17 protein-coding genes and 2 tRNA genes are annotated in these 25121 nt (G+C 67.1%); 6 read left to right on the top strand and 13 right to left on the bottom strand.

The features are described from left to right. Nucleotides 1–33 precede the first annotated feature (33 nt). A complete protein-coding gene (gene mobA / locus CV_RS07970) occupies nt 34–630 on the top strand; it encodes a molybdenum cofactor guanylyltransferase MobA (protein ID WP_011135177.1) in 597 nt (198 codons plus the stop codon). Between the two features lie 9 nt (nt 631–639). Here the strand turns inward: mobA and fdhD are convergent, their stop codons facing one another. After that, on the bottom strand, nt 640–1452 hold the full coding sequence (gene fdhD / locus CV_RS07965) for a formate dehydrogenase accessory sulfurtransferase FdhD (protein WP_011135176.1): 813 nt from the start codon (nt 1450–1452) through the stop codon (nt 640–642). A gap of 110 nt (nt 1453–1562) precedes the next feature. Between fdhD and CV_RS07960 the strand changes: the two genes are divergently transcribed. After that, nucleotides 1563–1844, top strand: coding sequence for a helix-turn-helix domain-containing protein (locus CV_RS07960; protein ID WP_043595824.1), 282 nt, complete (start codon nt 1563–1565; stop codon nt 1842–1844). A gap of 149 nt (nt 1845–1993) precedes the next feature. Next, complete coding sequence (locus CV_RS07955) at nt 1994–4297, top strand: FdhF/YdeP family oxidoreductase (protein ID WP_011135174.1); 2304 nt, start codon at nt 1994–1996, stop codon at nt 4295–4297. Nucleotides 4298–4334: 37 nt separating this feature from the next. Here the strand turns inward: CV_RS07955 and CV_RS07950 are convergent, their stop codons facing one another. From CV_RS07950 to CV_RS07915, 7 genes are all read right to left on the bottom strand, one after another. Beyond that, nucleotides 4335–9551, bottom strand: coding sequence for a PAS domain S-box protein (locus tag CV_RS07950; RefSeq protein ID WP_080508952.1), 5217 nt, complete (start codon nt 9549–9551; stop codon nt 4335–4337). Between the two features lie 103 nt (nt 9552–9654). Then, on the bottom strand, nt 9655–12105 hold the full coding sequence (locus tag CV_RS07940) for a GGDEF/EAL domain-containing response regulator (protein WP_011135172.1): 2451 nt from the start codon (nt 12103–12105) through the stop codon (nt 9655–9657). Nucleotides 12106–12384: 279 nt separating this feature from the next. Further along, nucleotides 12385–12783 (bottom strand): hypothetical protein, encoded by a 399-nt coding sequence (locus CV_RS07935; protein WP_043595821.1) that lies wholly within the window; start codon nt 12781–12783, stop codon nt 12385–12387. Nucleotides 12784–12926: 143 nt separating this feature from the next. Then, nucleotides 12927–14438 (bottom strand): tyrosinase family protein, encoded by a 1512-nt coding sequence (locus CV_RS07930; RefSeq protein WP_011135170.1) that lies wholly within the window; start codon nt 14436–14438, stop codon nt 12927–12929. Between the two features lie 360 nt (nt 14439–14798). Further along, a tRNA-Ser gene (locus CV_RS07925) sits at nt 14799–14889 on the bottom strand. A 53-nt stretch (nt 14890–14942) separates the two neighbouring features. Then, nucleotides 14943–15033, bottom strand: a tRNA-Ser gene (locus CV_RS07920). Between the two features lie 59 nt (nt 15034–15092). Next, nucleotides 15093–16220 (bottom strand): GNAT family N-acetyltransferase, encoded by a 1128-nt coding sequence (locus CV_RS07915; RefSeq protein ID WP_011135169.1) that lies wholly within the window; start codon nt 16218–16220, stop codon nt 15093–15095. A 68-nt stretch (nt 16221–16288) separates the two neighbouring features. Between CV_RS07915 and CV_RS07910 the strand changes: the two genes are divergently transcribed. The 3 genes from CV_RS07910 to lolA all read left to right on the top strand — a co-directional run bounded on the left by CV_RS07910 (nt 16289) and on the right by lolA (nt 19865). After that, entirely contained in the window at nt 16289–17881 is a 1593-nt protein-coding gene (locus CV_RS07910) for an NAD+ synthase (protein WP_011135168.1), read from the top strand. Nucleotides 17882–17991: 110 nt separating this feature from the next. Further along, nucleotides 17992–19143, top strand: coding sequence for a hypothetical protein (locus tag CV_RS07905; RefSeq protein WP_011135167.1), 1152 nt, complete (start codon nt 17992–17994; stop codon nt 19141–19143). 101 nt (nt 19144–19244) lie between these two features. Then, entirely contained in the window at nt 19245–19865 is a 621-nt protein-coding gene (gene lolA / locus CV_RS07900; protein WP_011135166.1) for an outer membrane lipoprotein chaperone LolA, read from the top strand. 52 nt (nt 19866–19917) lie between these two features. On the opposite strand, the gene CV_RS07895 is transcribed toward lolA, so the two are convergent. The 5 genes from CV_RS07895 to mltB all read right to left on the bottom strand — a co-directional run bounded on the left by CV_RS07895 (nt 19918) and on the right by mltB (nt 25112). Then, a complete protein-coding gene (locus CV_RS07895; protein WP_011135165.1) occupies nt 19918–20718 on the bottom strand; it encodes a class I SAM-dependent methyltransferase in 801 nt (266 codons plus the stop codon). 269 nt (nt 20719–20987) lie between these two features. After that, complete coding sequence (recR, locus tag CV_RS07890; RefSeq protein WP_011135164.1) at nt 20988–21584, bottom strand: recombination mediator RecR; 597 nt, start codon at nt 21582–21584, stop codon at nt 20988–20990. A 127-nt stretch (nt 21585–21711) separates the two neighbouring features. Then, complete coding sequence (locus CV_RS07885) at nt 21712–22050, bottom strand: YbaB/EbfC family nucleoid-associated protein (protein ID WP_043595814.1); 339 nt, start codon at nt 22048–22050, stop codon at nt 21712–21714. A gap of 5 nt (nt 22051–22055) precedes the next feature. Next, a complete protein-coding gene (gene dnaX / locus CV_RS07880) occupies nt 22056–23975 on the bottom strand; it encodes a DNA polymerase III subunit gamma/tau (RefSeq protein ID WP_011135162.1) in 1920 nt (639 codons plus the stop codon). 96 nt (nt 23976–24071) lie between these two features. Next, nucleotides 24072–25112: a lytic murein transglycosylase B gene (mltB, locus tag CV_RS07875; protein WP_011135161.1), complete on the bottom strand. Its 1041-nt coding sequence runs from the start codon at nt 25110–25112 to the stop codon at nt 24072–24074. Nucleotides 25113–25121 lie beyond the last annotated feature (9 nt).

The following is a 25121-nucleotide window of genomic DNA, read 5'->3' as shown; positions in this document are numbered from 1 at the left end:
GCCTGTTTTCATTCCACGCACAGGAAAGCCGCCATGCCAGCCAGCCGTCCCGCCGAATTCGTCACCGCCCTGCTGCTAGCCGGCGGGGAAGGCCGGCGCATGAGCGGCGCGGACAAAGGCTGGCTGGAACTGGACGGCGTGCCGCTGGCCGAGCGGGCGGCGGCGCGGCTGCGGCCGCAGGCCGGCGCCTTGCTGATCAGCGCCAACCGCAATCTTGAGCGCTACGCCGCGCTGGGCCAGGTGGTGACCGACGCGGCGGAATTCGCCGGCGGCGGACCGCTGGCGGGGCTGGAGGCCGGACTGTCCGCTTGCGATGGCGACTGGCTGGTGAGCGCGCCCTGCGACCTGCCCTTCCTGCCCGACGATCTGGCCGCGCGGCTGATGGCGCCGTTGCTGCGAGGCGAGGCCCCGCTCAGCGTCGCGCGCTGCGATGGACATCCGCACCCGGTATGCATGGCGGTTTGCGCGGACCTGCTGCCCTCGCTGCGCGCTTATCTGCGCGGCGGCGGACGCAAGGTCAGGGAATGGCAGGCGCAGGCGGGAGCGGCGATGGTGGACTTCGACGACGCGCCGCAGGCCTTTCGCAATCTCAACACACCGGACGATCTGGCCGCCGCCTCCCGGAGATGAGCCGGCGCCCTAGGCCGTGTACTCGACGAAGCCGGTACGCCTGCAGAAGCTGGCCAGCGCGACGCCGGCGCGGCGCGCGATGTCGACCGCCAGCGAGGTGGGCGCGGAAATGGTCGCCAACAGCGGGATGCCGGTTCTGGCGCACTTGCGCGCCAACTCGTAGCTGGCGCGGCTGGACATGAACACGAAACCGTCCGCGGGGTCCATGCCCTCGAGCGCCAGCCAGCCTATCAGCTTGTCCAGCGCATTGTGCCGGCCCACATCCTCGAACGCCATCCTCACCCCGCCGTCGCGGCCGCACCAGGCCGCCGCGTGCGCGCAGCCCGTCGCCTGCATCAGCCGCTGATGGGCCGGCAGCTCGGCCGCCGCGCGCGCGATCGCGGCCGGATCGGCGGACACGGGCCCCGCCGGCCCGGCGATGGGCTCGGGGGACAGATCCAGCATCGCCAGGCTCTCGATGCCGCACACGCCGCATCCGGTGCGGCCCGCCAGGCTGCGTCGCCTGTCCTTCAGCGCCAGGAAGGCCGGCTGCGCGATTTCCAGCCTGACCTCGGCGCCGCCGCAGACGAAATCGGACTCGATGTCGAAAATCTCCGCACGCCGCGCGACAATGCCTTCGCTCAGCGCGAAGCCCACCGCCAGCCATTCAAGATCCAGCGGCGTGGCCATCATCACCGCGTGCGAGATGCCGTTGAACACCAGCGCCACCGGTGTCTCCTCCGCCACCCGGTCCCAATCGGGCCGGCTCGACCCATCGAGATGGCGCGTCACCGCCAGCGATGTCATTCCCTGTTCCGTTCTGTCGTGATCCTGCATGCTCATCCGCCCATCCGCGGCCGCCCGCGGCGCCCGCTGCAAAAAAATCCACCGATCCGTCCGCCCGGCTCGCCGCCATCGCTTATACTGGCGCGCCCTGTCCCCGCGCGACTGCCATGACCGACCGCCCCGCCGCCGACCAGCTGGACCCGAATATCGCCGCCCTGCTCGCTCAACTGTGGCGGGCCGCGGCGGCCGGCGGCCGTCCCTGGTCGCTGGCCCGGCTCGCCAAGCAGTCCGGCCTGAGAATGAGCACGCTGCTGCGCGGCCTGAATCTGCTCGCCGAACTGGGCCTGGTCCAGGCCGACATCCAAGCCGATGGCCGCGGACGCGCCTGGCTCAACGAGGAAGGCCTCGCCTGCTGCCGGGAATGGTTCGCCGGCGCCGACCCAAGCTGACATTATCCCGTCCGCGCCGCCGCGCGCGCCAGCGCGGCGACGCCGGCTCGCAAGGAATTTGACCGTGATCCGCCGCCATCCTTTATCCTTGCATCGATTGACCCAAAGCAAAACCGGAACCACACCTTTCCCGCAGGAGCCGCCCCGACATGAGCCATTCCAAGACCAGCGAACGCATCCAGCCGTACGCGCAGCCGGCCGGCGGGCTGGATTCCATCAAAAGCACCACCGTTTCGCTGCTCAAGGAAAAGGTGCCGGGCAGCCGGTATAAGACGCTGTTCCACCAGAACCAGCCCGACGGCTTCGACTGCCCGGGCTGCGCCTGGCCGGATCGGGAACATACCTCCACCTTCGAATTCTGCGAGAACGGCGTCAAGGCGGTGGCGGCCGAGGCCACCTCCAAGCGCATCGGCGCCGATTTCTTCGCGCGGCATAGCGTGGCCCAGCTGCTGGAACAGAGCGATTACGAGCTGGAGCAACACGGCCGCCTGACCGAGCCGCTGGCCTACGACGCGGCCAGCGACCGCTACCTGCCGATTGCCTGGAGCGACGCCTACGCCCGGATCGCCGGCCATCTGAAGGCCTTGCCCGATCCCAACCAGGCCTCGTTCTACGTCTCCGGCCGCACCAGCAACGAAACCGCCTTCCTGTTCCAGCTGTTCGTGCGCCTGTACGGCACCAACAACTTCCCGGACTGCTCCAACCTCTGCCACGAATCGTCCAGCCGCGCGCTGCCGCAAACGGTGGGCGTGGGCAAGGCCACGGTGGTGCTGGAGGACTTCGAGCACGCCGACACCATCATGGTGTTCGGCCAGAACCCGGCCACCAACCATCCGCGCATGCTGAACGAGCTGCGAGCCGCCGCCAAGCGCGGCGCGACCATCGTCTCGATCAATCCGCTGAAGGAAAAAGGCCTGGACCGCTTCGCCAGCCCGCAGCATCCGCTGGATCTGGTCAACGGCGGCGCCGAGATCAGCTCGCTGTTCATCCGCCCCACGCTGGGCGGCGACTTCGCGCTGATCAAGGGCGTGGCCAAACGCGTGCTGGAACTGGACGACGCGGCCGTCGCCGCCGGCGGCGAGCGGATTCTGGACATCGGCTTCCTGGCCGAGCACTGTTCCGGCTTCGACGCCTTCGCCGCCGACCTGCGCGCCGAGAGCTGGCCGGACCTGGCCGCCGCCTCCGGCGTGCCCTACCAGGATATCGACGCGCTGGCCCGGGTGTACGCGAAAGGCAAGGCGGTGATCGCCACCTGGGGCATGGGCCTGACCCAGCACCGCGATTCGGTGGCGGCGATCCAGATGCTGTCCAACCTGATGATGATGCGCGGCAACATCGGCCGCCTCGGCGCCGGCCTGTGTCCGGTGCGCGGCCACTCCAATGTGCAGGGCGACCGCACCATGGGCATCGAGGACAAGCCCGCCCCGGCCTTCCTCGACCGGCTGCGCGATGTCTACGGCTTCGAACCGCCGCGCGGGCACGGCCTGGACGCGGTGGACACCATCAAGGCGATGCTGGACGGGCGGGTCAAGGTCTTCGTCGGCCTGGGCGGCAATTTCGCGATGGCGACGCCGGACACGCCGCGCACCTTCGAAGCGCTGCGCAACTGCGATCTGACCGTGCAGATTTCCACCAAGCTGAACCGCAGCCACCTGATCCACGGCCGGGACGCGCTGATCCTGCCGACGCTGGGCCGCACCGAGATCGATCTGCAGAAAACCGGCCCACAGGGCGTGACGGTGGAGGACTCGATGTGCATGGTGCACTTGTCCTACGGCATCAACCCGCCGGCCTCGAAGCAGCTGCGCTCGGAAACCGCCATCGTCGCCGGCATCGCCGACGCGACGCTGGGCGGCGGGAAAATAGACTGGCTGTCCTATGCGGACGATTACGCCAAAATCCGCGACGAGATCGCCAAGGCCGTCGCCGGCTTTGAAGATTTCAATGCCCGCGTGGCCAAGCCCGGCGGCTTCCACCTGACGCCGGCCTCGCGCGAGCGGCGCTGGCTGACGCCCGACGGCAAAGCGCGATTCATCGTCAACGCGCTGGAGAAGGACACGCCGATCGCCCGCGCCCGCGCGCTGCACGGCGACCGGTTGATGGTGCTGATGACCGCCCGCTCCCACGACCAGTACAACACCACCATCTACGCGCTGGACGACCGCTACCGCGGCGTCTACGGCCAGCGCCGGGTGCTGCTGATCAACCGGGATGACATCGCGCGGCTGGGCTTCGCCGACGGCGAGCGGGTGGACCTCTTCACCGTCTGGCACGATGGGATAGAGCGCCGCGCCGACGGCTTCCGGCTGGTGGAGTACGACATCCCGCGCGGCTGCCTGGGCGCCTACTTTCCCGAGACCAACCCGCTGATCCCGCTGGACAGCGTGGCCGGCGTCTCCAACACGCCCACGTCCAAGTCGGTGCCGGTGCTGCTGCGGCGCTCGGCCGGCTGACGCCTGCCGCCCGCAGGCCGGCCTCGGTCCGGCCTGCTCAGTCCGCCAATGCCAGCAGCTCCCGGACGATGGCGATCGCCTGCTCGAACTGCAGCCGTTGCACGCAGGCCGCCACTTCGCGCACCGAGTCCTCCTGAGCGCCCAGCGGCCGGTCCAGCAATTCGTCAACCAGGTCTATCGCCGCCAGATTGCTGTCCTCCAGCAAGGCCAGGATGTCGCGCAGCTGCCTCCTCCAATCCCCGTCCGGAAGCGGTTTCGCCGTCTTGCCCGTCTCTTCCGCCGGCAGGCTGTCGAACAGCTGCGCCACGCTGTCGCCCAGCAGCCCGCGCAAACGCTCGAGATCCTCGCCGCTTATCGCCTCCCCGTCCCGCGCGCGCTTTTCGAGCTCGGCGGCCAGCCGGCTCAGCGCCTGCGCGCCCAGCGTCGCCGCCAGCCCCTTCAGGGTATGCAAGCCCGACGCCAGCTCCGGCCGCGCATCCAGGCGGCCGCTCTCTGCGATGCCGGACAGCAGCGTCTCGCATTCCGGACGGAAGGTGGCCAACGCGGCGCGATAGACCCGCAGCTTGTTGCCGAAACGGCGCAACCGCGAAGGCAGCGATTCGACCAGCGCGCCGGAATCGTCGGCCCTCGGCGCCGGAACGCTCGCCGCCGTCCCGTCCGGACCGCCTTCGCGCCCCGCCAACGCCAGCAGCTTGGGCACCAGTTCGTCGATGTCTATCGGCTTGCCGACGTGGTCGTTCATTCCCGCCGCCAGGCAGGCCGCGCGATCGGCCTGGGACGCATTGGCCGTCATCGCCAGAATCGGCAGCCGCTGGCAGCGCATGTCGGCGCGGATGCGGCGGGTGGCTTCCAATCCATCGATGTCCGGCATCTGCACGTCCATGATCACGATGTCGAACGCCGGGTCGGCCGACACCGCCTGGGACACCCCCGACAGTCCCCCCTCGGCCAGGCTGACTCTCGCGCCCTCCTCCTGCAGCAACTCGGACGCCACCTGGCGATTGAGGGCGTTGTCCTCCACCAGCAGGACGCTCATGCCGTCCAGGCGACGGCCGAACGCCGTAGTCGCAGGCGTCCTTTCCGCCTCGCCCTCTCCCGTCACCGAGCGGACCACGGCGTCCACCAGTTGCTGCGGGGTAATCGGCTTGGTCAGGAAATCGTTGAACGGCGGGTTCGGCCGCTCGGCCGCCTCGGCCAGCACCTCGCGGCCGAAAGCCGTCACCATGATGATCACCGGCGGCTTGTCGCCCGCCAGTTGCTGCCGCATCACTTCGGCGACGCCCACGCCGTCCAGGCCGGGCATGCGCCAGTCCATCAGCACCACGTCGTAACGCTGGCCGGCGGAACCCGCCCCGTGCACTTTCTCCAGCGCCTCCTCGCCCCCATCGGCATATTCGGCGCGCCAGCCGACGGTCGAGATGGTATCCATCAGTATCTCGCCCGCCAGCGGATTGTCATCCACCACCAGGACGTTCAGTTGTCCCAGCGGCTCGGGCAGTTGCGCCAGCGGCTGATCCGCCGCCATGCCCAGGGTCAGGTCGAACCAGAAACGGCTGCCGCAGCCGAGCTGGCTCTCCACCCTGAGCTGCCCTCCCATCAGCTCCACCAGCCGCCTGCTGATCACCAGGCCCAGGCCGGTGCCGCCGAAGCGCCGGGTGGTGGAGGCCTCGGCCTGGGTGAAGCCTTCGAAAATGCGCGACAGCTGCTCCGGCGCGATGCCGATGCCGGTGTCGCTGACCTCGATGCGCAACTCGACCTCGCCTTCGCGGCGCGCCCGTTCCCGGACAGCGAGGACGACCTGGCCTTGCGTGGTGAATTTGAGCGCGTTGCCGGCCAGGTTGATCAGGATCTGCTGCAGCCTCAGCTTGTCCCCGATCAGCATGGCGGGCAGCGTCGGCTCCATGCGGAACAGCACCTCGACGTCCTTGTCGTTGGTATTGCCGGACAACACCACCGCCAACTCCCGCATCAGGCCCTCCAGATCGAAAGGGTGCAGGTCCAGCTGCAGCTTGCCGGCGTCGATCTTGGAAAAGTCTAGGATGTCGTTGAGCAGGCCCAGCAGCGACTTGGCCGCCGCCTGGATCTTGCCCACGTAATCGAGCTGGCGCTCGTCCAGCCGGGTATGCTGCATCAGTTGCAGCAGCCCCAGCACCGCGTTCATCGGCGTGCGGATCTCGTGGCTCATATTGGCCAGGAACTGGCTCTTCACCATGCTGGCTTCTTCGGCCTGGCGCTTCGCTTCCAGCAGATTCTGCTCGTAGGCGCGGGTTTCGGTGATGTCGCGGTTGATGCCCGTCACCCGCACGCCGTCGCCGTGGCGCTCCAGACGCGCGCCGACCTGCACGTAGCGCATCTCTCCGTCCGGCAGCCGCACCCGGAACACCCTGTCCATCGCCTCGCCGCGCTCCAGCAGCGCGCGCAGGTCGGCCTCCACGCTGTCCACATCGTCCGGATGCACCCGCTCGCGCCAGTGCCGGTACTCCAGCCCCCGCTCTGCCAGTTCCGGCGGCTGGCGGTAGATTTCGAACATCTGCGCGTTCCAGCGCAGCTGGTTGTCCGCCGGCGACCAGCTCCACACTCCAAGCTGGGCCACTTCGGCAGCCAGCTGCAACTGGTCGCGGGCCGCCACCAGCTCCCGCTGCTGCCGCTGCGGAATGGTGATGTCGGCGGCGATGGCCAGGTAGCCGACCACCAGCTCGTCGGCGTCCCGCATCGCGGTCACCATCAGCGATACCTGAAGCTGGGAGCCGTCCTTGCGGACATAGGTCCATTCCCGCGTCTCGGCTCCGCTGGCCTCGGGCTCCTGCACCAGCGCGCGCAACCCCTCCACCTGGCGCTCATAACGCTGGCTCAAGGCCTCGCCATGCTCGCGCAACTCCTCCGGCAGATGGAAATGGGTCAGCATCGCCCGCCCCACCATCTCGTTCTCGCTGTAGCCGAGCATGCGCTGCGCGCCGCTGTTGAACAGCGAAACCACGCCATGGACGTCGGCGGCGATGATGGCCACTTCCGACGCCGCGCGCAGCACATTGCTCAACATGCCATGCACGCGGGCGAGCTCGGCGTCGGCCAACTTCCGCTCAGTGATGTCGATGCGCAGCGCGATATAGCGCTCGATGCGGCCGCTGTCCCCGGCATGGGGCACGATCACGGTGTCGAACCAACGCTGCCTGCCCTCCCGGGTCTGGTTGCAGACCTCGCCGCGCCACACGCGGCCCGAGGCTATGGTGCGCCACAGCGACTGCCAGAACATCGCCGGATGGACGCCAGCGCTCAATTTGCGGTGATCCCAGCCCAGCAATTCCTTGCGCTCGTAGCCGTGAACCTGGCAGAACAGATCGTTGGCCTCCAGTATCCGTCCGTCGGTATCGGTGGCGGTGTACAGCAGCTGCTGGTTGATAGTGTCCAGCAGCAACTCGCGCTCCTTCAGCGCCGAAGTCAGCCGGCTGCGGCTCTCCACTTGCTCGGAAATGTCCTGGACGATGGCGTAGAAGCCCCGGACCTCGTCGTTGACGAGGTCGGGCAGATACGTCGTCAGCGAATGGCGCACCACGCCGTCCTGTCCGCAAATCTGCCGCTCGAAAACCTGAGGTTCGCCGCCAAGCACCGCCTCGATATGCGGCAGGTTGGCCTGGTAGAGCGGCTCTCCCAGCAAATCGCGCATCCGCATGCCCGGCAAGGCCCCTGGATCGATGCCGAACCAGGTACGGTACGCGTGATTGGCCACGCGATTGATCTGGTCGCAATCCCAATAGCCGATGATGAACGGCACGGCGTCCAGCACCGTCTGCAGCGTGCGCCAGGCCTGATCCAGTTCCGCCGTGCGGTCGGCCACCCTTTGCTCGAGATTTTCGCTCAGCACCTGCAGTTCGGCCTTGATCCGCTTCTGCTCGCTGAGGTCCCTCAGCACCTTGGACGCGCCCACCACCCGCCCGGCCTCGTCCAGCACCGGCGAGATCGATACCGACACGATCAGCAAGCTCCCGTCCTTGCGCATGCGTACCGTTTCGAAGTGCTCTATGCGCTCGCCGCGGGCGATCCGGCGCAGGATGTCCACCTCCTCTCCGCGCCTGTCCTCCGGCACGATCAGCTTCGCCAGCGGCTGCCCCACAGCCTCGTCGGCCCGATAGCCGAACAGCCGCTCCGCGCTGAGATTCCAGCTGGTGACCACGCCGTCCAGGGTCTTGCTGATGATGGCGTCCACCGAGCCCTCGACGATGGCCGCCAGCCGGCTCTGCGCCGCCAGCAGCTCTCGCCGCCGCTGGCGATTGCGCCCCACCACCAGCGCCAGCAGAGCGGACAGGACGCTCGCCGCCAAGCCTGACGACGCCACCAGCGCGGCGCTTGGCAGCTTCAGGCTGTCGGCGAAGGCCGGTCCGGCGCGCAAGGACAGCCTCCAGTCCCGGCCGAACAGCGGCTGCAGCTCCGAGGCCGCGGCGATGGGCTGGGCCGGATTCGACCCGCCCTGAAAGAAAACCGCCTTCCTGCCGTCCGTCACGTCGGCCAATTCCACGGCGACGCCCGGGAGGTCGGCCATCAGCCCCGCCATCGCATCCTGCGCCCGGATGGGCGCGAAAACCCAGCCGAAGCCCGCCCGCAGCCTGCCCTCCTCGCTGGCCGGCGTCGCGCCGCCGGCGTACACCGGCAACAACAGCAGAAAGGCTTGCGCCTTGTCTTCCGGATGCGGCATCAGGGCGATGGGTTCGCTCAGCCGGGCTTGCCCGCTGCGCAGCGCGGCCTCTGCCGCCGCCCGCCTGCTGGGCTCGGACGCGATATCGACTCCGATGACGAAACGATTGCCCGGTTCCGGCTCGAAATAGACGATGACCGCGCGCTCGCCCTCATGCGGACGCAGCTGGCGAATGGAGAAGCCAGGCTCGCCATCCCGGCGCTCCTGTCGCACGAATTCCGCCACCCGCTGCGGCGGCACCCTGCGCGCATAGCCGAATCCAAGCAAGCCGGGGAATTCGACCGCAGCGTTCAAGCTCTGGGTATAGACCCGGAAACGCTGGCGGTTGATGCCGTGCTCGCCGTTGCTGGCGATCGCGCCCCGCGCGCCGCCCAAGCCATTTTGGTAGCGCCGGATGCGGGCGGCCACCTCCACGCCCAGTTGCCGCGCCTCGCGCCGCAGCTCGGCATCGACGCGTTCGCGGTTGTCGCGAGAGACTTTCCAGCCCAGCGACAGGCTCAGGACGGCGCCCAGCAGCAGAACCAGCAGCGCGGTGGCCGACGCGGGCAATAGCGGTTTTTTCATCCAGGCGGACGAATCGCAATGTTCACTCAAGGCATGCCCCCAGCTTCATCGTCAAAACGCGACCGGACCGGTCTGGCCGGTCCGGATCTCGGGAAGAACGCCGTCAGGCGAAACGCCTGTCGATTTCGGCGGCCGGCTCCGGCCTGCCGTAGAGGAAACCCTGCATGATGCGGCAACCCAGCCGGAGCAGCTCCCGGGCCTGCTCCTCGCGCTCCACGCCCTCCGCCACCAGGCGCAGGCCCATGCCCTGCGCCATGCTGGCGATGGCCGCGACGATGGCGGCGCTGTGCCTATCGTCAAGCATGTCGTGAATGAAGCTCTGGTCTATCTTCAGCACATCCAGCGGAAACAGCTTCAAATAGGACAGGCTGGAATAGCCGGTGCCGAAATCGTCGATGGCGATGGAGACGCCCAGGCTCTTCAGCTCCGCCAGCACGCTCATGGTCCGCTCGACGTCCTGCGCCAGCACGCCTTCGGTGATTTCCAGCTCCAACAGCTCGGTCGGCAGGCCGGTTTCCTTCAATACCCGCCTCACCGCATCGCAGAAGTCGGACTCCATCACCTGCACCGCCGACACGTTGACCGCTATCCTCAGCCGCCGGCCGGCATCCAGCCAGCGCTTGCCGTCCAGGCAGGCCTGCCGCAGCACGAACAGCCCCAGCGGCACGATCAGCCCGGTTTCCTCCGCCAGCGGGATGAAATGCGACGGCGACACGATTTCATCCTTGTCGTTGCGCCAGCGCAGCAGCGCCTCCAGGCCGACCACGCCGCCGCCGCCCGCGTCCACCTTGGGCTGGTAGTAAACCAGGAAACCGCCCTGTTCCGCGCCCATGCGGATATGCCGCTCCAGCGCCTGCCGCGTCAGCAGCGCCTCCTCGATTTCGGACGAGAAGAAACGGTAGCGGTTGCGGCCTTCCTGCTTCGCGCGGTACATCGCAGCGTCGGCGTGCCGGTACAGCTCTTCCTGGTTCTTGCTGTCGTCCGGGTAAATCCCGACGCCTATGCTGCCGGACAGATCGTAGCGGTTGCCATCCAGCAGATAGGGCTCGGAAATGGCTTTCAGCATCTTGTCGGCCATCGCGCCGGCCTGCTCAATGCCGCCCAGCCCAGGCACCAGGATGATGAATTCGTCGCCGCCCTGCCGGCTGACGGTGTCGCAGGGGCGGAGCGCGGCCTGCAGCCGGCGCGCCACCCGCTGCAGCAGCTGGTCGCCGACCGAATGTCCCATCGAGTCGTTGATCACCTTGAAATGGTCTATGTCCAGGATGTACAGCCCCAGCCGGTCGCCGCTATGGGCGGCCTGCTGCAGCGCCTGCTGCGTGCGGTCCTGCAGCAGCATCCGGTTGGGCAGATTGGTCAGCGCGTCGTGGTGGGCCAGGTGGGTCATTTTCACCGCCATGGCCCTGGCCTCGCTAACGTCGTGGAACACGATGATGGCGCCGGTCAGCTTGCCGGCGTGGTCCAGGATGGGCGAGGCCGAATCCTCCAGCTCCAGCAACTGGCCGTCCCTGCGCTGCAGCGCGCAGTTCATCGCCATGCCGACCGACCGCTGCTCCGACAGCACCAGCCGGATCGGGTTGAACATCGCGTGGCCCTGGGAGCTCTCCCTGAGCGGCATGATTTTTTCCACCGGCTCGCCCAATGCCTCCCTGGATTGCCAGCCGGTCATGTCCTCGGCGATCGGATTCAGGAAGGTGATGTTGCCGTTGGCGTCGGTGGCGATCACCGCGTCGCCGATCGAATTCAGCGTGATGCGGATCCGCTCCTTCTCGTCGCGCAGCGCCTGCTCGGCCCGCTTGCGCTCGGTGACGTCGGTGATCAGCATCAGGAAGCCGGGCTGCCCTTCCTCGTCAGGACGGAACACTAGCGACACCTGGCCATACAGCAGTCCACCCTCGCGCCGAACGAAGCCCAGATCGAACGACGGGCAGTTGCCGCGCATCACGTCCTTCAGGTGCTCCTCGATCGCGGCATAGTTGGTTTCGCCCAGCACCTTGCGCACGTGCATGCCGCGCATGGTGGCGGCGGAGACGCCGAACCAGTGTCCGGCGATGTCGTTGCAGAACTGGCAGCACAGCCCGCCGCTCCAATGCGCGACGAAGGCCGGCAGATGCTGCAGCACGTCGGCAAGGTCCTTCTTGGCCAAGGCCAATTGCCTGGTCTTCAGCTGCAAGGCGAGATGGGTCTGGATCCGGGCGCGCGCCACCGGCACGTTCAGCGGCTTGTGCAGAAAGTCGACGCCGCCCATGTTCAGCGCCTGCAGCTCGTGTTCGCGCTGATCGTGGGAGGTGACGAAGATCACCGGGATGTCGCGCAGCCGGGGAGACGCCTTGATCGCCTTGCACACCTCGTAGCCGTCCATGCCCGGCATTTCGATGTCGAGCAGGATCACATCCGGCGCGTTTTTCTGGGCGATCTCCAGCGCCGCCTTGCCGCTGGTGGCGAAGCGCACCTCTCCCAGGCCCCTTACCGCCTCTCTAATCACGTGGATATTACTTGCCACATCGTCGACGATCAGGATGCTCGCCTGCTCGCGTCGCAAGTCGTTGAACATCGGGCTTCCTTGTGACGACGGCAGCAAGATGCGAGCGTCGGCGCCCCCGCATCCGGCATGCCGGCTTGCTGGTCAAATTTGCCGCTGTATTCCATCCATTGTAGTTATGCAATGAGGCTAAGGTTAGGAGAAAGTCCAGCGCGCGCCGGTACTTTCGGCAGCCGGCATGCGCAAAGCCTTGCCTCGCGCCCGGGCGAAGCCGCGGTACGCACTATTACGGAAGAGGACTCGCCCGGGTTGAAAAGGAAACCAAGCCGCGCCGCGCGCATGGCCGACAGATCACTCGCGCCATATCTCCACGCTGCCGATGGCCGCCTTGCCCGCGCTCCCCGCCCCGCCCTCTGGCTGCAGCAACAGCACGACGGCGCATGGCCTTTGCCGGGTCATCAGAAGCCTGGGCGCCAGTTCGAAACTGGCGTCCCGCCGGACCTCGGGTCCGATGCCGTAGAAATTGATCTCGCCGACCCGCTCCCCAGCCGCGCGGGCGCCTCGGCCAATCAGCAGCACGCGATAGCCGGGATGCGCTCCGCTGTCCGCCCGCAAGCCCCTGAGGTACAGGGTGACGCGCGCGCTTTTCCCATCGCAAGCCCGCGCATCCAGCGGGATCGCGATGCGCACGGGATCCGCGCCGAGCTCCACGCCGCGTCCGCCCCCATCGTACTTTCCCAGCAAACGCATACCGGCCGCGTCTCCCTGCGATGGTCCGGACAAGACGAGCGCAAGCGCGGCGCAAGCGGAACGCATTCTCGGCCCCATTCGCCACGCCCTCCCCGGCGGCCAGCGGCGGCGCGGTCCGGCCAAACCGCCCGCGCCGCGCGATGTCACGGCGCCACCAGCGCTATCTTGTCTATCGTGGGCATCGCCTCATCGTTGCCGGAGGGCTCCGAGGGCACCAGCGTGACCTTGGGCTCGCCCCCGCCGTTTTTCTGCAGCCAGGCGCGCGTCTCCGCCCGCAGCAGGAAGCTGAACGCCTTTTTGTCCGGATGGTTGCCTGCATCCTCGCCGTCATGCTGATGGGTGCCGGCGGCGCTGAAGAAGTTGATCTGCCCCACGAAGCCCGGTCCCTGCGTATCGGCGGCCGGCGCGTCGCCGGCATGGACATAGACATTGTAAACGCCGTTGACGGCGCCATGGGCGGACAGGCCTTCGAAGCGCAGGAACAGGTTGGACTGTTTGCCGAGCCTGCCCAGGCGGCTCGACAGCATCTCGACCCGCGGCGCCGACGCGGCTGTCGACTTCGCGTCGCCCAGATCGACGGTGACCGGCGCGTTACCCAACCTCACCACGCCCGCGGCTTCGCTCGCGAAGCTCTCCAGCTTCAAGGCCAGCGGCGCCTTGAGCGGCGCCAGCTTGAGCGGGAACGGCAGGCTGCCCGGCGGCCGCGAGACATAGCTGGAATAGGCATCCCTGGGAAGCGACAGGAAGTTCTTGACCGTCGCGACCACCGCGGTGCCGGTCGGCGACGCGAAGACGAACTGCTGGTTGAGGAAGGGCGCATCGGCAGGGTTCTTGCCGCCGGCCAGGTTCCAGCTGGCCCAGATCCGGTCGATATTGCAATGGTGGATCCAGAAGATGGGATCGTTCGCCGCCCACGGCACCTGGGCCATGCCCTGGCTGTTGCCGACGTCGACGTGCAGCGCGCCATGCGGATTCATGTCGGTGTTGGCGCAGAACCCCGCGTCGCCGGCCGAGCCGGAATACAGATTGGACTTCATGCAGTCCAGGGTCAGCTTGCTTCTCCCCTCGGTGACGTTCTTGCCGGCATTGGTGCCTGGCCAGCGGGTCTCGCGGTACAACGGCCCCCAGACCGGGTCGCCGGGACGCCGGAACTCGATCGGCAGCACCTGCTGGCTGGGGTCGGTATAGTCCCAGTACGGCAGCGTGAAATCATGCCTGCCCGACACCTGGCGGATGATGTCTTCGAAATAGGTGATGAACATCCGGTGCCAGGGCAGGAAGAAATCCTCGCGCTGCCCCGAACTGTGGGCCTGACAGGTATTCCACATCTTTTCGGCCAAAGTGCGGTTGGCCGACGGCGAAGGGTAGACCCGGTTCAGTTCCTGCTGCTTGGTCCGGTCGCCCCGCACGAAATGGGTGTACCACTGGAATATCCAGTTCAGCGGATTGCCTTCCGGATATTGGGCGGGATCCATCATTTTCCTGACCGCGCCGGCGTAGATCTCCAGCATCGCCTTGCCTTGCGGGCTGGCGACATTGTAGCGGGTGCCCCGGCTCAGGCGCAGCAACCGGGCCAGCGAGGGTTCGGACAGGGCGAGGCTGCCGAAGACGATGGCCCCGCCCTTCAGCAATTGACGACGATTCAAATCGGACATGTTTCCTCCCGGATGCGGATCATGGTGATGAATCCGTTCCCGCGCGCTTGGCCGTGTTGCCGCTTGGCCGCGGCGGAATGGTGGATGCGATTGCTAAAGATGTCGCCAGGCGAAATGAAGGCCGCGGCGGATATGCCGGTCGTATTTATTCAACATGGCACTATCCTGATTAGATTCTTCCGCATCGGTCCGCAATCCGGAGCAACACTTACAACAGCTCCAAGCATTGCCTGCCAAACCGGGTAAAACCGCCTGACACGTCGCAATATCGGAAAAACAGAAAGTCGAGGCGGAAAATAGGACGCCGGTTTTCTTGCGGCGGAGAAGCGAAAAGCCCCGACGGATCGGGGCTTTTCAATTTGGCGGAGAGGGGGGGATTCGAACCCCCGTTAGGCTATTAACCTAAACACGCTTTCCAGGCGTGCGACTTAAACCACTCATCCACCTCTCCGGAGGTGTCTTGCTGGATTGTCGAAACCGCCAGGGCGATTCCGTAATGAATTCTGGCGGAGAGGGGGGGATTCGAACCCCCGTCAGGCTATTAACCTGAACACGCTTTCCAGGCGTGCGACTTAAACCACTCATCCACCTCTCCAGAACCCTGGATCGAGACGCCGGGCGTTTCGTTCACAGAGGCTGCGCAGTATATAAGCCCTATTCTTCGCGCGCAAGTGTTTTATAAGCCGAATGGGAAAATAACTGATCGACATAATCAGCCACGCCATCTCGCTCCCGCCGCAGCCAATCCGCGATGGCGGAACGGAACCTGGGATCCGCGATATAGTGGGCGGAAACCGTGCGCGCCGGCTCGAAACCGCGGGCCTGCTTGTGCTCGCCCTGGGCCCCGCCTTCGAAGACGCTCAGCCCTCGGCTGATCGCATACTCCAGCCCCTGGTAATAGCACAGCTCGAAGTGCAGGCAAGGCACCTCTTCCAGCGCGCCCCAATAGCGGCCATACAACGCGTCGCCATCCCGGATGCACAGGCTGGCGGCGATATCCCGCCCCTCCCGGCTGGCGACGAACATCAGGCAATGCCCGGACAGGCGCTCGCCTATCCGCCGGAAGAAATCCAGGTTCAGATAGGGCGATGAATGGCGCTCCAGATAGGTTTGCCGATAACAACGGAAAAACAGCTGCCAATCGGCGTCCAGGATCGCGCCGCCCTCCAGCGCCCGCACCGCCACGCCCGCCTCCGCCACCTTGCGCCGCTCCTGGCGTATTTTCTTGCGCTTGTCGCGGCTCAGCGCGGCGAGGAAATCATCGAAATCGGCATAGGCCTGGTTGCGCCAGTGGAACTGCACGCCTTCGCGCAGCAACCAGCCGGCCTCCTCCAATCGCGCAGCCTCTTCCGCCGTGGGAAACAGCACGTGGGCGGACGACAGGCCGTTATCGTCCACCAGCTGCCGCAAACCGGCGATCAGACGCGCTTGCGCGTCCGCGCCGCCCAGCAGCCGGCGGCCGGTCACCGGCGTGAACGGCGACGCCACCACCAGCTTCGGGTAGTAATCCAGTCCGGCGCGGGCATAGGCCTCGGCCCAGGACCAGTCGAACACGTACTCGCCGCGGTTGTGCCGCTTCAGATAGGCCGGCGCCAATCCGGCCGCCTGCCCGTCGCGCTCCAGCGCCAGCGGCAGGGGCAGCCAGCCGGTGGCGCCGCCGACGCAGCCGGTCTCCTCCAGCGCCGCCAGCCATTCGCGGCCGACGAACACGCCCGCCCCGCCTGCCGCCGGCCACGCCGCTTGCGCGATGGCGGCCACGCCGTCATACAGTTGCAGCTGCAATGCTTTTCCTTTCCGAGAGCCTGTTCAGGTAAAATTGAACGATCAAGAATCATCGGTGCCCTCTCAAGATGCGTATCGCTCTCGCCCAGTTCAACCCCGTGGTCGGCGACATCGTCGGCAATGCCCAAAAAATCGTCGACCTCGCCAACGCGGCCCTGGCCCAGGGCGCGGACATCCTGCTGACGCCGGAGCTGGCGCTGACCGGCTACAGTCCGGAAGACCTGCTGCTGCGCGACAGCTTCTACCGCGAAGTGGCGCGCGGCCTGGACATCATCGAGCAGCTGGACGGCATCACCGTCATCGTCGGCCATCCGGCCAGGATAGGCAACGAGCGCTTCAACGCCGCCACCGTGCTGCGCGACGGCAACCGGCTGGGCCAGTATCACAAGATGCTGCTGCCCAATTATGAAGTGTTCGACGAATGCCGCTACTTCACGCCGGGCGCCGCGCCGCTGGTGTTCGAGCAGAACGGCGTCAAGGTGGGCGTGCTGATCTGCGAGGACGCCTGGCAGCTGGAGCCGGCGGCCGAAGCCGCCGACGCCGGCGCCGAGCTGCTGCTGAGCCTGAACGCCTCGCCGTTCCACCGCGACAAGATCGAGACCCGCCACCAAGTGATGCGCTACCGCGTGGAGGAGACCGGCCTGCCGCTGGCCTACGCCAACCTCGTCGGCGGCCAGGACGAACTGGTGTTCGACGGCGGCTCTTTCGCCTTGGACAAGGCCGGCAACGTGGCGGCACAGGCGGCGGCCTACGACGACGAGCTGCTGCTGGTGGATTTCGCCTACGGCGACTTCCAGCCCGGCCGGCAAGCCGCGCTGCCCGGAGCGCAGGAAAGCGTCTACCGCGCGCTGGTGGTCGGCGTGCGCGACTACATAGGCAAGAACGGCTTCCCCGGCGCGCTCTTGGGCCTGTCCGGCGGGATAGACTCGGCGCTGACGCTGGCTGTGGCGGTGGACGCGCTGGGCGCCGACAAGGTGCACGCCGTGATGATGCCGTCGCGCTACACCGCCGACATTTCGGTGACCGACAGCCGCGACATGATCGGCCGCCTGGGCGTCAAGTACGACGAGATCGAGATCTGGCCGATGTACGAAAGCTTCATGGCCGCGCTGGCCCCGTCGTTCGCCGGCCTGGAGATGGACACCACCGAGGAGAACCTGCAGGCGCGCATCCGCGGCACGCTCTTGATGGCGCTGTCCAACAAGAGCGGCAAGCTGGTGCTGACCACCGGCAACAAATCCGAGATGACCACCGGCTACTGCACGCTGTACGGCGACATGGCCGGCGGCTTCGCGGTGCTGAAGGACGTGGCCAAGACCCTGGTGTTCGAGCTCTGCCGCTGGCGCAACACCGTGTCCGACATCATTCCGGAGCGCATCATCACCCGGCCGCCATCGGCCGAGCTGCGGCCAGACCAGAAGGATCAGGACAGCCTGCCGCCTTACGAGGTGCTGGATGCCATCATGGCGCGTTACGTCGAGGACAACCAGTCGGCCGCCGACATCATCGCCGCGGGCTTTGCCGAAGCCGACGTCAACCGCGTGGTGCGGCTGCTGAAAATCAACGAATACAAGCGCCGCCAGGCGCCGGTGGGCCCGCGCGTCACCCAGCGCGGCTTCGGCAAGGACTGGCGCTACCCGATCACCAACAAGTTCAGCTGAGCCCTGCCCGGGCGGCCGCCGGCCGTCCCGCGGGGACAAGCCAAAGCCATGGCCATCCCGGCTGCGATATAATCCCGGCATACCCAGACGATCGGCCAAGATCGCGCACCATGGACATTCACAGGACCTTGAAACCGATGATCCGCATGAAACTGGCGGCCGCTGCCGCCCTCTCCTCCCTCGCCCTGCTCACCGGCTGCGCCACCCCGCTGGCAGGCAAGGCGCCCGACGAAGCCGCCCGCAAGGTGATGCTGCAGAACTGGAAAAACGCCAGCTACAACTTCGACGCCCAGATCGGCTTCGACAAGCTGGTCTTCACCGATGGCGACTCCAAGCTGTCCCAGCCCGATATCGCCGACACCATAGACCAGGTCGGCCGCTCGGTCCGCGTCAATGTCAGCGGCGCGGTCGACGCGCCCGGCGGCCGGATGGAAGCCATCCCCGAGCTGCGCTTCGAGCGCCGCAACCTGCTGGCCAGCATTAAGATGCCGCTGCAGTTCCACGCCCAGGACATGTCGCTATTGCTGGACCCGTCCGCCGTAGACCTGTTCCTGCCCTCGCTGCGCAAACAGTCTGGCAAATTCATCCGCGCCAGGCTGCCGGCCGACATGGCCGCCAGGATTCCGCTGAAGGAAATGTACCAGGCGATGCCCAAGATCATCGACGACGCGTACGCGCAGGTGGACAAGCAGGCCTTCAGCCTCCAGCCGCTGGACGCCTATGCCGGCGAAGTCGGCGCGCATTACAAGCTGCGCATGGAGCTGAGCCGCCAGCAGGAGCAGAAGCTGACCCTGCAGATGCTGGACGGCCTGGCCAAGGTGGCGCGCGAGCAGGCCAAGCAGCCTGACGACAAATCCGGCGCCGAGGCGATGATCCGCCTGGTGCAGGGCCTGATCAAGCTCGAGCCGACCAGCGGCGAAAAGAGCCGCACGGTCAGCGACCTCTACGCCAGCCGCGGCGGCGATCTGCTGGCCCTGCGCCAGAAGATCCACATCGAAGCGCCCGAGTTCAGCGGCGACGCCTACGTCAACGTGCGCTACAGCCACTACGGCAAGCCGCAGTTCGTCTACCAGCTCAGCGAAAGCGACATCGTCGATTTCGACAAGCTGGAACTGCCCGACTGGCTGAAGGACACCGACAAGCTGCTGCCCGGCGATCACGCCGAAGCTCCGGCGCCTGCCGCGGCCGCGGAACCGCAGGCGCAGCCGTCCCAGCCCCAGGCCAAGACCAAGAAAAAGCGCAAGACCCGCCGCGCGCAATAATCGCCAACACATTCGCCGGCCCGGCGATGAACCGGGCCGGCGCCGTTCCGGTCCTATCCTTTTTCATTCCGGTCCGCACCGCCCGCAAGGACATTGACGCCATGAAACCGCTTTTCCCCATGCTGACCGCCGCCGCCATCGCCGCTGGCCTGGCCGCCCCGGCTCAAGCCTCCGCCGTCGCCCAGCTCAAGGCCTTCGTGTCCGGCAGCAAGACCCTGTCGGCAGATTTCAACCAGACCGTGACCAACAAGGGCAAGCGCGAAGAGGCCAGCGGCCGGCTGGAGATCGCCCGCCCGGGGAAATTCCGCTGGGAATACACCAAACCCTACGCCCAACTGATCGTCGGCGACGGCAAGACGCTGTGGATCTACGACCAGGACCTCGCCCAGGTAACCCGCAAGGCCCAGGGCGCCGCGCTGGGCTCCAGCCCGGCCGCGCTGCTGGCCGGCAACAATGAAATCGAGCGCAGCTACAAGCTGAACGAGGCCGGCAAGCAGGGCGACCTGGAATGGCTGGCCGCCAGCCCGAAAAAGCAGGACAACACCTTCAGCGCCATCCGCATGGGCTTCAAGAACAATGTGCTGGTGGAAATGCAGCTGACCGACAGCTTCGGCAACGACACCCGCATCGTGTTCAGCCAGCAGCGGCAGAACGCCGCGCTGCCGCCCGCCCGCTTCGCCTTCGCTCCGCCCAAGGGCGTGGACGTGGTCAGCGGCGACTGATCTTGTTTTTCGCTTGAAGAAGCCCGCCGCAAACGGCGGGCTTTTTTGCGCCTCAGGCCGGTTTGAGCGCCCAGGTGGCGATGAAGGCGGGCAGATAGCGGTCGATCAGGAAACGCGGCCGCGGCTGCCAGTCTTCATGAAAACCGGCGATCAGGAAGCCGGCCGCCGCCTGCCCGCCGATCAGCTCGGTCAGGCTGTGGCCGAACACCAGCGCCTCGCCCCTCTCCCGCTTGGCCTCCAGCTCGGCCTCGGACAGGTGCGCGGGATCGGCGTACGGTATGGAAAAGCGCGGCCGGATCAGGCCTTGCTCCATCAGCGCCGGATCGCGGTCGGCGACGAACGCCGCCGGATTGTAGAAACTGGCCAGCAGCCGGCCGCCGGGGCGCAGCGCGCGGAAGCACTCGCGCCATACCGGCGCCACGTCCGGCACGTACAGGTTGGAGATGGGGTGGAACACGCAGTCGAAACTCGCGTCGGCGAAGCGCGACAGGTCGCGCATATCGCCCTGCTCCAATCTCAATTCCAGGCCTTCGCGCTCGGCCACTACGCGGTCGCGCGCCAGTTGTTCCGCCGACGCGTCCAGCACCGTCACCCGCGCGCCGGCGGCGGCGAGCAGCGGCGCCTGCTGGCCGCCGCCACTGGCCAGGCACAGGATATCCAGCCCGCGCGCGTCGTCGAGCCAGCCTGCCGGCAACGGCTTCGGCGTCAGTCTGGCCAGCACGCGGCCCTGCCGGGCCTCGGCGATCTCTGCGGCATCCACCGGCCGCGACCACTCGCAGTCGGCGCGCGCCTGACGGTCCCAGGCGGCCTGGTTGTAATGGAAAACATCGTGTTGTTGTACGGCATCGGGCATCTTGTCCTCCGTTGAGGGAAGGGAACAGCAATGCCGACGCGCGCTGCGCGCAAACCGTCCATGCCAGGCTCACGCGGCACGGGAAGACGGTTGGGAACGGATTGTCGAAAACAAGCAATGCGCACGCTCGCACGCGCCGGACGGCGGAACGAATCGGGGATGCGGGGGCATCCGGGCATCACTTGTTCATTTCGACAGGGCTCCTGAGGATGAAATCGGGGTAGGAAGGACCGATTCTAGCGAAGCGGCCATGACAAGACAATGCCGGACTACACGCCGCGGCGCTCGTACACCGCCTGCGCCAGCGTGCCCAGGTCGACGTATTCCAGCTCGCCGCCCACCGGCATGCCGCGCGCGATGCGCGTCACCGTCAGGCCGCGCTCCTTGAACAACTCGCTGAGCATGTGGGACGTCACCTCGCCCTCGGCGGTGAAGTTGGTGGCGATCACGATCTCGCTCACCTGCCCGTCCAGCGCCCGCGCCAACAGCTTGTCCAGGTGCAGGTCCTTGGGCCCGATGTTGTCCAGCGGCGAAATCCGCCCCATCAGCACGAAATACAGGCCGTCGAAGCACTTGGCCTGCTCCAGCATCATCAGGTCGGCCGGCATTTCGACGATGCACAGCTGGTCCCGGCGGCGCGTCTCGTCGGCGCAGATGGCGCACAGCTCCGCCTCGCTGAAGGTGTTGCAGCGCTGGCAATGCGTGAGCTGGGTCAATGCCCGATCCAGCGCGCGCGCCAGCTTGTCGGCGCCCTGCTTGTCGCGCTGCAGCAGGTGGAAAGCCATCCGCTGCGCGGTTTTCGGCCCCACGCCCGGCAACACTTTCAACGCGGAGATCAACTGCTCCAGCGCGGGAGGATTCTTCATCGACACGGCATCAACCTGCAGGCAAAACGGCGTCCCGGGACGCGGATGGGAAACTCGGCGCAGCGCCGCGGCATGGGATGCGGGCCGCTGTCGCGCCGAAGAAAAGGCCCGTCGCCGGGCCCTGGGATCAGAACGGGAACTTCATCCCGGCCGGCAGGTTCAGGCCGTTGGTGAAGCCGGACATCCGCTCCTGGGTGGTGGCCTCGACCTTGCGCACCGCGTCGTTGAAGGCGGCGGCGATCAGGTCCTCCAGCATTTCCTTGTCTTCCTTGGCGTCTTCCAGCACGCTGTCGTCGATGGCGACGCGCTTGACGTCGTGGGAGCAGGTCATGGTGACCTTGACCATGCCGGCGCCGGACTGGCCTTCCACTTCCACCTTGGCCAGCTCTTCCTGGGCCTTCTTCATGTTTTCCTGCATTTGCTGGGCCTGTTTCATCAGGCCGGCGATACCAGCTTTACCGAACATCGCGGTCACTCCTGTACGGGTTGAATGGTCTCGATGAGCAGCGTGGCGCCGAATTCGCGTACCATCTGCTGCACCACCGGATCGTTTTGCATGCACTCGCGGGCGACGGCCAGCTGCTCCTGGCGCAGCCTGGCATCGGTCATCGCCGGGGTTTCCATCCCCAGCTCCTCCACCGTCACCGCGAGGTCCACCGGATGGCCGAAGCGTTCGGCCAGCGCGGCTTTGAGTTTTTCCTGGTAGTCGCGTCCGCTCATGTGGCGGAAGCTCTCCGGCACGGCCAGTTCCAGGCGGTCCTGGCTCCAGCGCTTCAGCACGGCGTTGTGCGCCAGCATCCGCGCCGCGCCGAGCTTGGCGCCCAGGTCGGCGACCAGCCGCTGCCAGTCGCCGTCGAAGCTATAGCTGGACGGCTCGTCCTCCAGCGGCGGTTGCTGCATGTAGGCCGGCATCGCGTCGTCGTCGGACCAGGGCGCTTCGACGATCTCTTCCTCGTCGCGCTCGTCCTCGTCATCCTGCGCAGCCGGCTCGGACACCGGCGCGGCCAGCGCCGGAGCCGGCTGCGGGCTCGGCGCGGGCTTTGACGGTTCCGACACAGCCGAAACCACGGCGGACGGCAGTGGCGCGGGCTCGGGTTCCGGCTCGGCGGCCGGGGACGGTTCCGCCGCGCGGGGCTTGCCTTGCGCTTGCGCGCCGAGGCCCGCGGCCTGCAACGCGCGCGCGGCCGGCGACATGCCCCGCTCCGCCGGCACCGAGACGCTGGCGACGGCGGCCGCCGATGCGGCCACGGGCCGCGGCTGGACCGCCGCGGCCGGGCGCGCGGGCGCGGCGGTCTGCGCCGGCGCGTTGGCCGGATGGAAGGCCAGCATGCGCAGCAGGGTCATATTGAAGCCGGCGTGTTCATCCGGCGCCAAGGCCAGGTCCTTGCGGCCGTGGATGGCGATCTGGTAGTACAGCTGCACGTCCTGCGGCGCGATGGCGTCGGCCAGCGCGAACAGCGTGTCGCGCTCGGGCTCGTCGGCCGCCAGCGCCGCCGGCACCGTCTGCGCCAATGCCAGCTGCTGCAGCAGCACCGCCAGTTCGGACAGCGCGGAATCGAAGCTGACGCCGCGCTCGGCCAGCCTGTCGGCCTCGGCCATCAGCGCCGGGCCGTCGGACGCGGCCAGCGCCTGCAGCAGGGTGAACAGGTAGCGGCGGTCCACCGCGCCCAGCATCGCGCGCACGCCGTCTTCCTTGACCTCGCCCAGGCCGTAGGCGATGGCTTGGTCCAGCAGCGACTGCGCGTCGCGCATCGAGCCGGACGCCGCGCGGCCCAGCAAGGCCAGCGCCGGCGCCTCGTAATGGATGCCTTCGATGTCCAGCATGTGGGCCAGGTGGCTGGACACCTGCTGCGGCGTCATGTTGCGCAAGGAAAACTGCAGGCAGCGGGACAGCACCGTCACCGGAACCTTCTGCGGATCGGTGGTGGCCAGGATGAACTTGACGTGGCCGGGCGGCTCTTCCAGCGTCTTCAGCATCGCGTTGAACGCGCTCTTCGACAGCATGTGCACTTCGTCGATGATGTAGACCTTGAAGCGGCCCATCGTAGGCGCGTACTGGGCGTTTTCCAGCACTTCGCGGATGTTGTCGATGCCGGTGTTGGACGCGGCGTCGATCTCCAAGAGGTCGACGAAGCGGCCGCTGTCGATCTGGCGGCAGGCCTGGCATTCGCCGCAGGGCTCGGCCGTGGTGCCGGTCTCGCAGTTCAGGCTTTTGGCCAGAATGCGGGCGATGGTGGTCTTGCCGACGCCCCGGGTGCCGGTCAGCAGGTAGGCGTGGTGAAGCCGCTGCTCTTTCAGGGCGTTGGAGAGGGCGCGCACCACGTGCTCCTGGCCGACCAGGTCGGCGAAGCGTTTGGGGCGCCACTTGCGGGCAAGGACTTGATAGCTCATGGGGGCGGATTTTAACGGGAATTGCCGCGCAAGGCGACAGGTTTCACCGGCGCGGCCGCGCGGGCGGCGCCGGTGGCCGGTTGCGCGGGCCCGGCCTTACTGCGCGACGGACGCCGGGTCCGGCCGCTGCGCCAGCGTCGCGTAGTAGCGCGCGCGCAGCTGATCGGCGATTTCCTGCACCGCCTTGGCGTACAGCGTGCTGCGGTTGTAGCGGGTGATCGCGTAGAAGTTGTTCAGGCCCAGCCAGTATTCGGTGACGCCGGGCGCGGTCTCCAGCGAGAACAGCACCGCCGGCACGTCGTCGGCCAGCTGCGCCTGCGGCGCCACGCCCAGCTTGCGCAGCTCGCCCACCGTGTAGTGCAAGTTGAATTTGTCGGCCAGCAGCTTGTCGACCTGGGCGCCTGGCGCCACGCTGGCCGGCGCCACCACGTCGTCGCCGTGCCGCCAGCCGTGCAGCTGGAAATAATGGGCGACGCTGCCGATGGCGTCATGCGGGTTGTTCCAGATGTCGCGGTGGCCGCTGCCGTCAAAGTCCACCGCCCACTTGCGGTAGCTGGACGGCATGAACTGCGGCAGGCCCATCGCGCCGGCGTAGGACCCCTTCAGCGTCAGCGGGTCCTTGCCCTCCTCCTTCGCCAGCAGCAGGAACTGGGTCAGTTCGCCGCGGAAGTACGCGGCGCGGCGCGGGTAGTCGAAGCCGATGGTGGACAAGGAATCCACCAGGCGGAAGCTGCCGGTGTTGCGGCCGTAATGGGTTTCCACGCCCAGAATGGCGACGATCACCTCCGGCGCCACGCCGTACTGGCGCTCGGCGCGGGACAGCGCGTCGGCGTTGGCCTGCCAGAACGCGGTTCCGTCCGCGATCAGCTTGTCGTTGACGGTGGACGCGCGGAACTGGTACCACGGCCGCGAGGTGGACGGCTTGTCCAGGATGCGGATGATGTTGGGCTTCAGCTCGACATTGGCGAACACCGCCTCCAGTTCGGGGCGATTGAACTGGCCGCTCGCCACCTGCTCGTCGATGTAGCGCTGCACATCGGGGCGAGACAGGAAGGCGGCGTCAGCCTGGGCTGGCGGGGCGGTGAGGGCCGCGCCGGCCAGGGCGGCGGCGATGGCCAGTTTCAACATCGATTTCATGATTCTGCT

This window comes from Chromobacterium violaceum ATCC 12472 (assembly GCF_000007705.1).
GTDB classification, from domain to species: domain Bacteria; phylum Pseudomonadota; class Gammaproteobacteria; order Burkholderiales; family Chromobacteriaceae; genus Chromobacterium; species Chromobacterium violaceum.
This window is presented reverse-complemented; position numbering and strand designations above follow the sequence as displayed.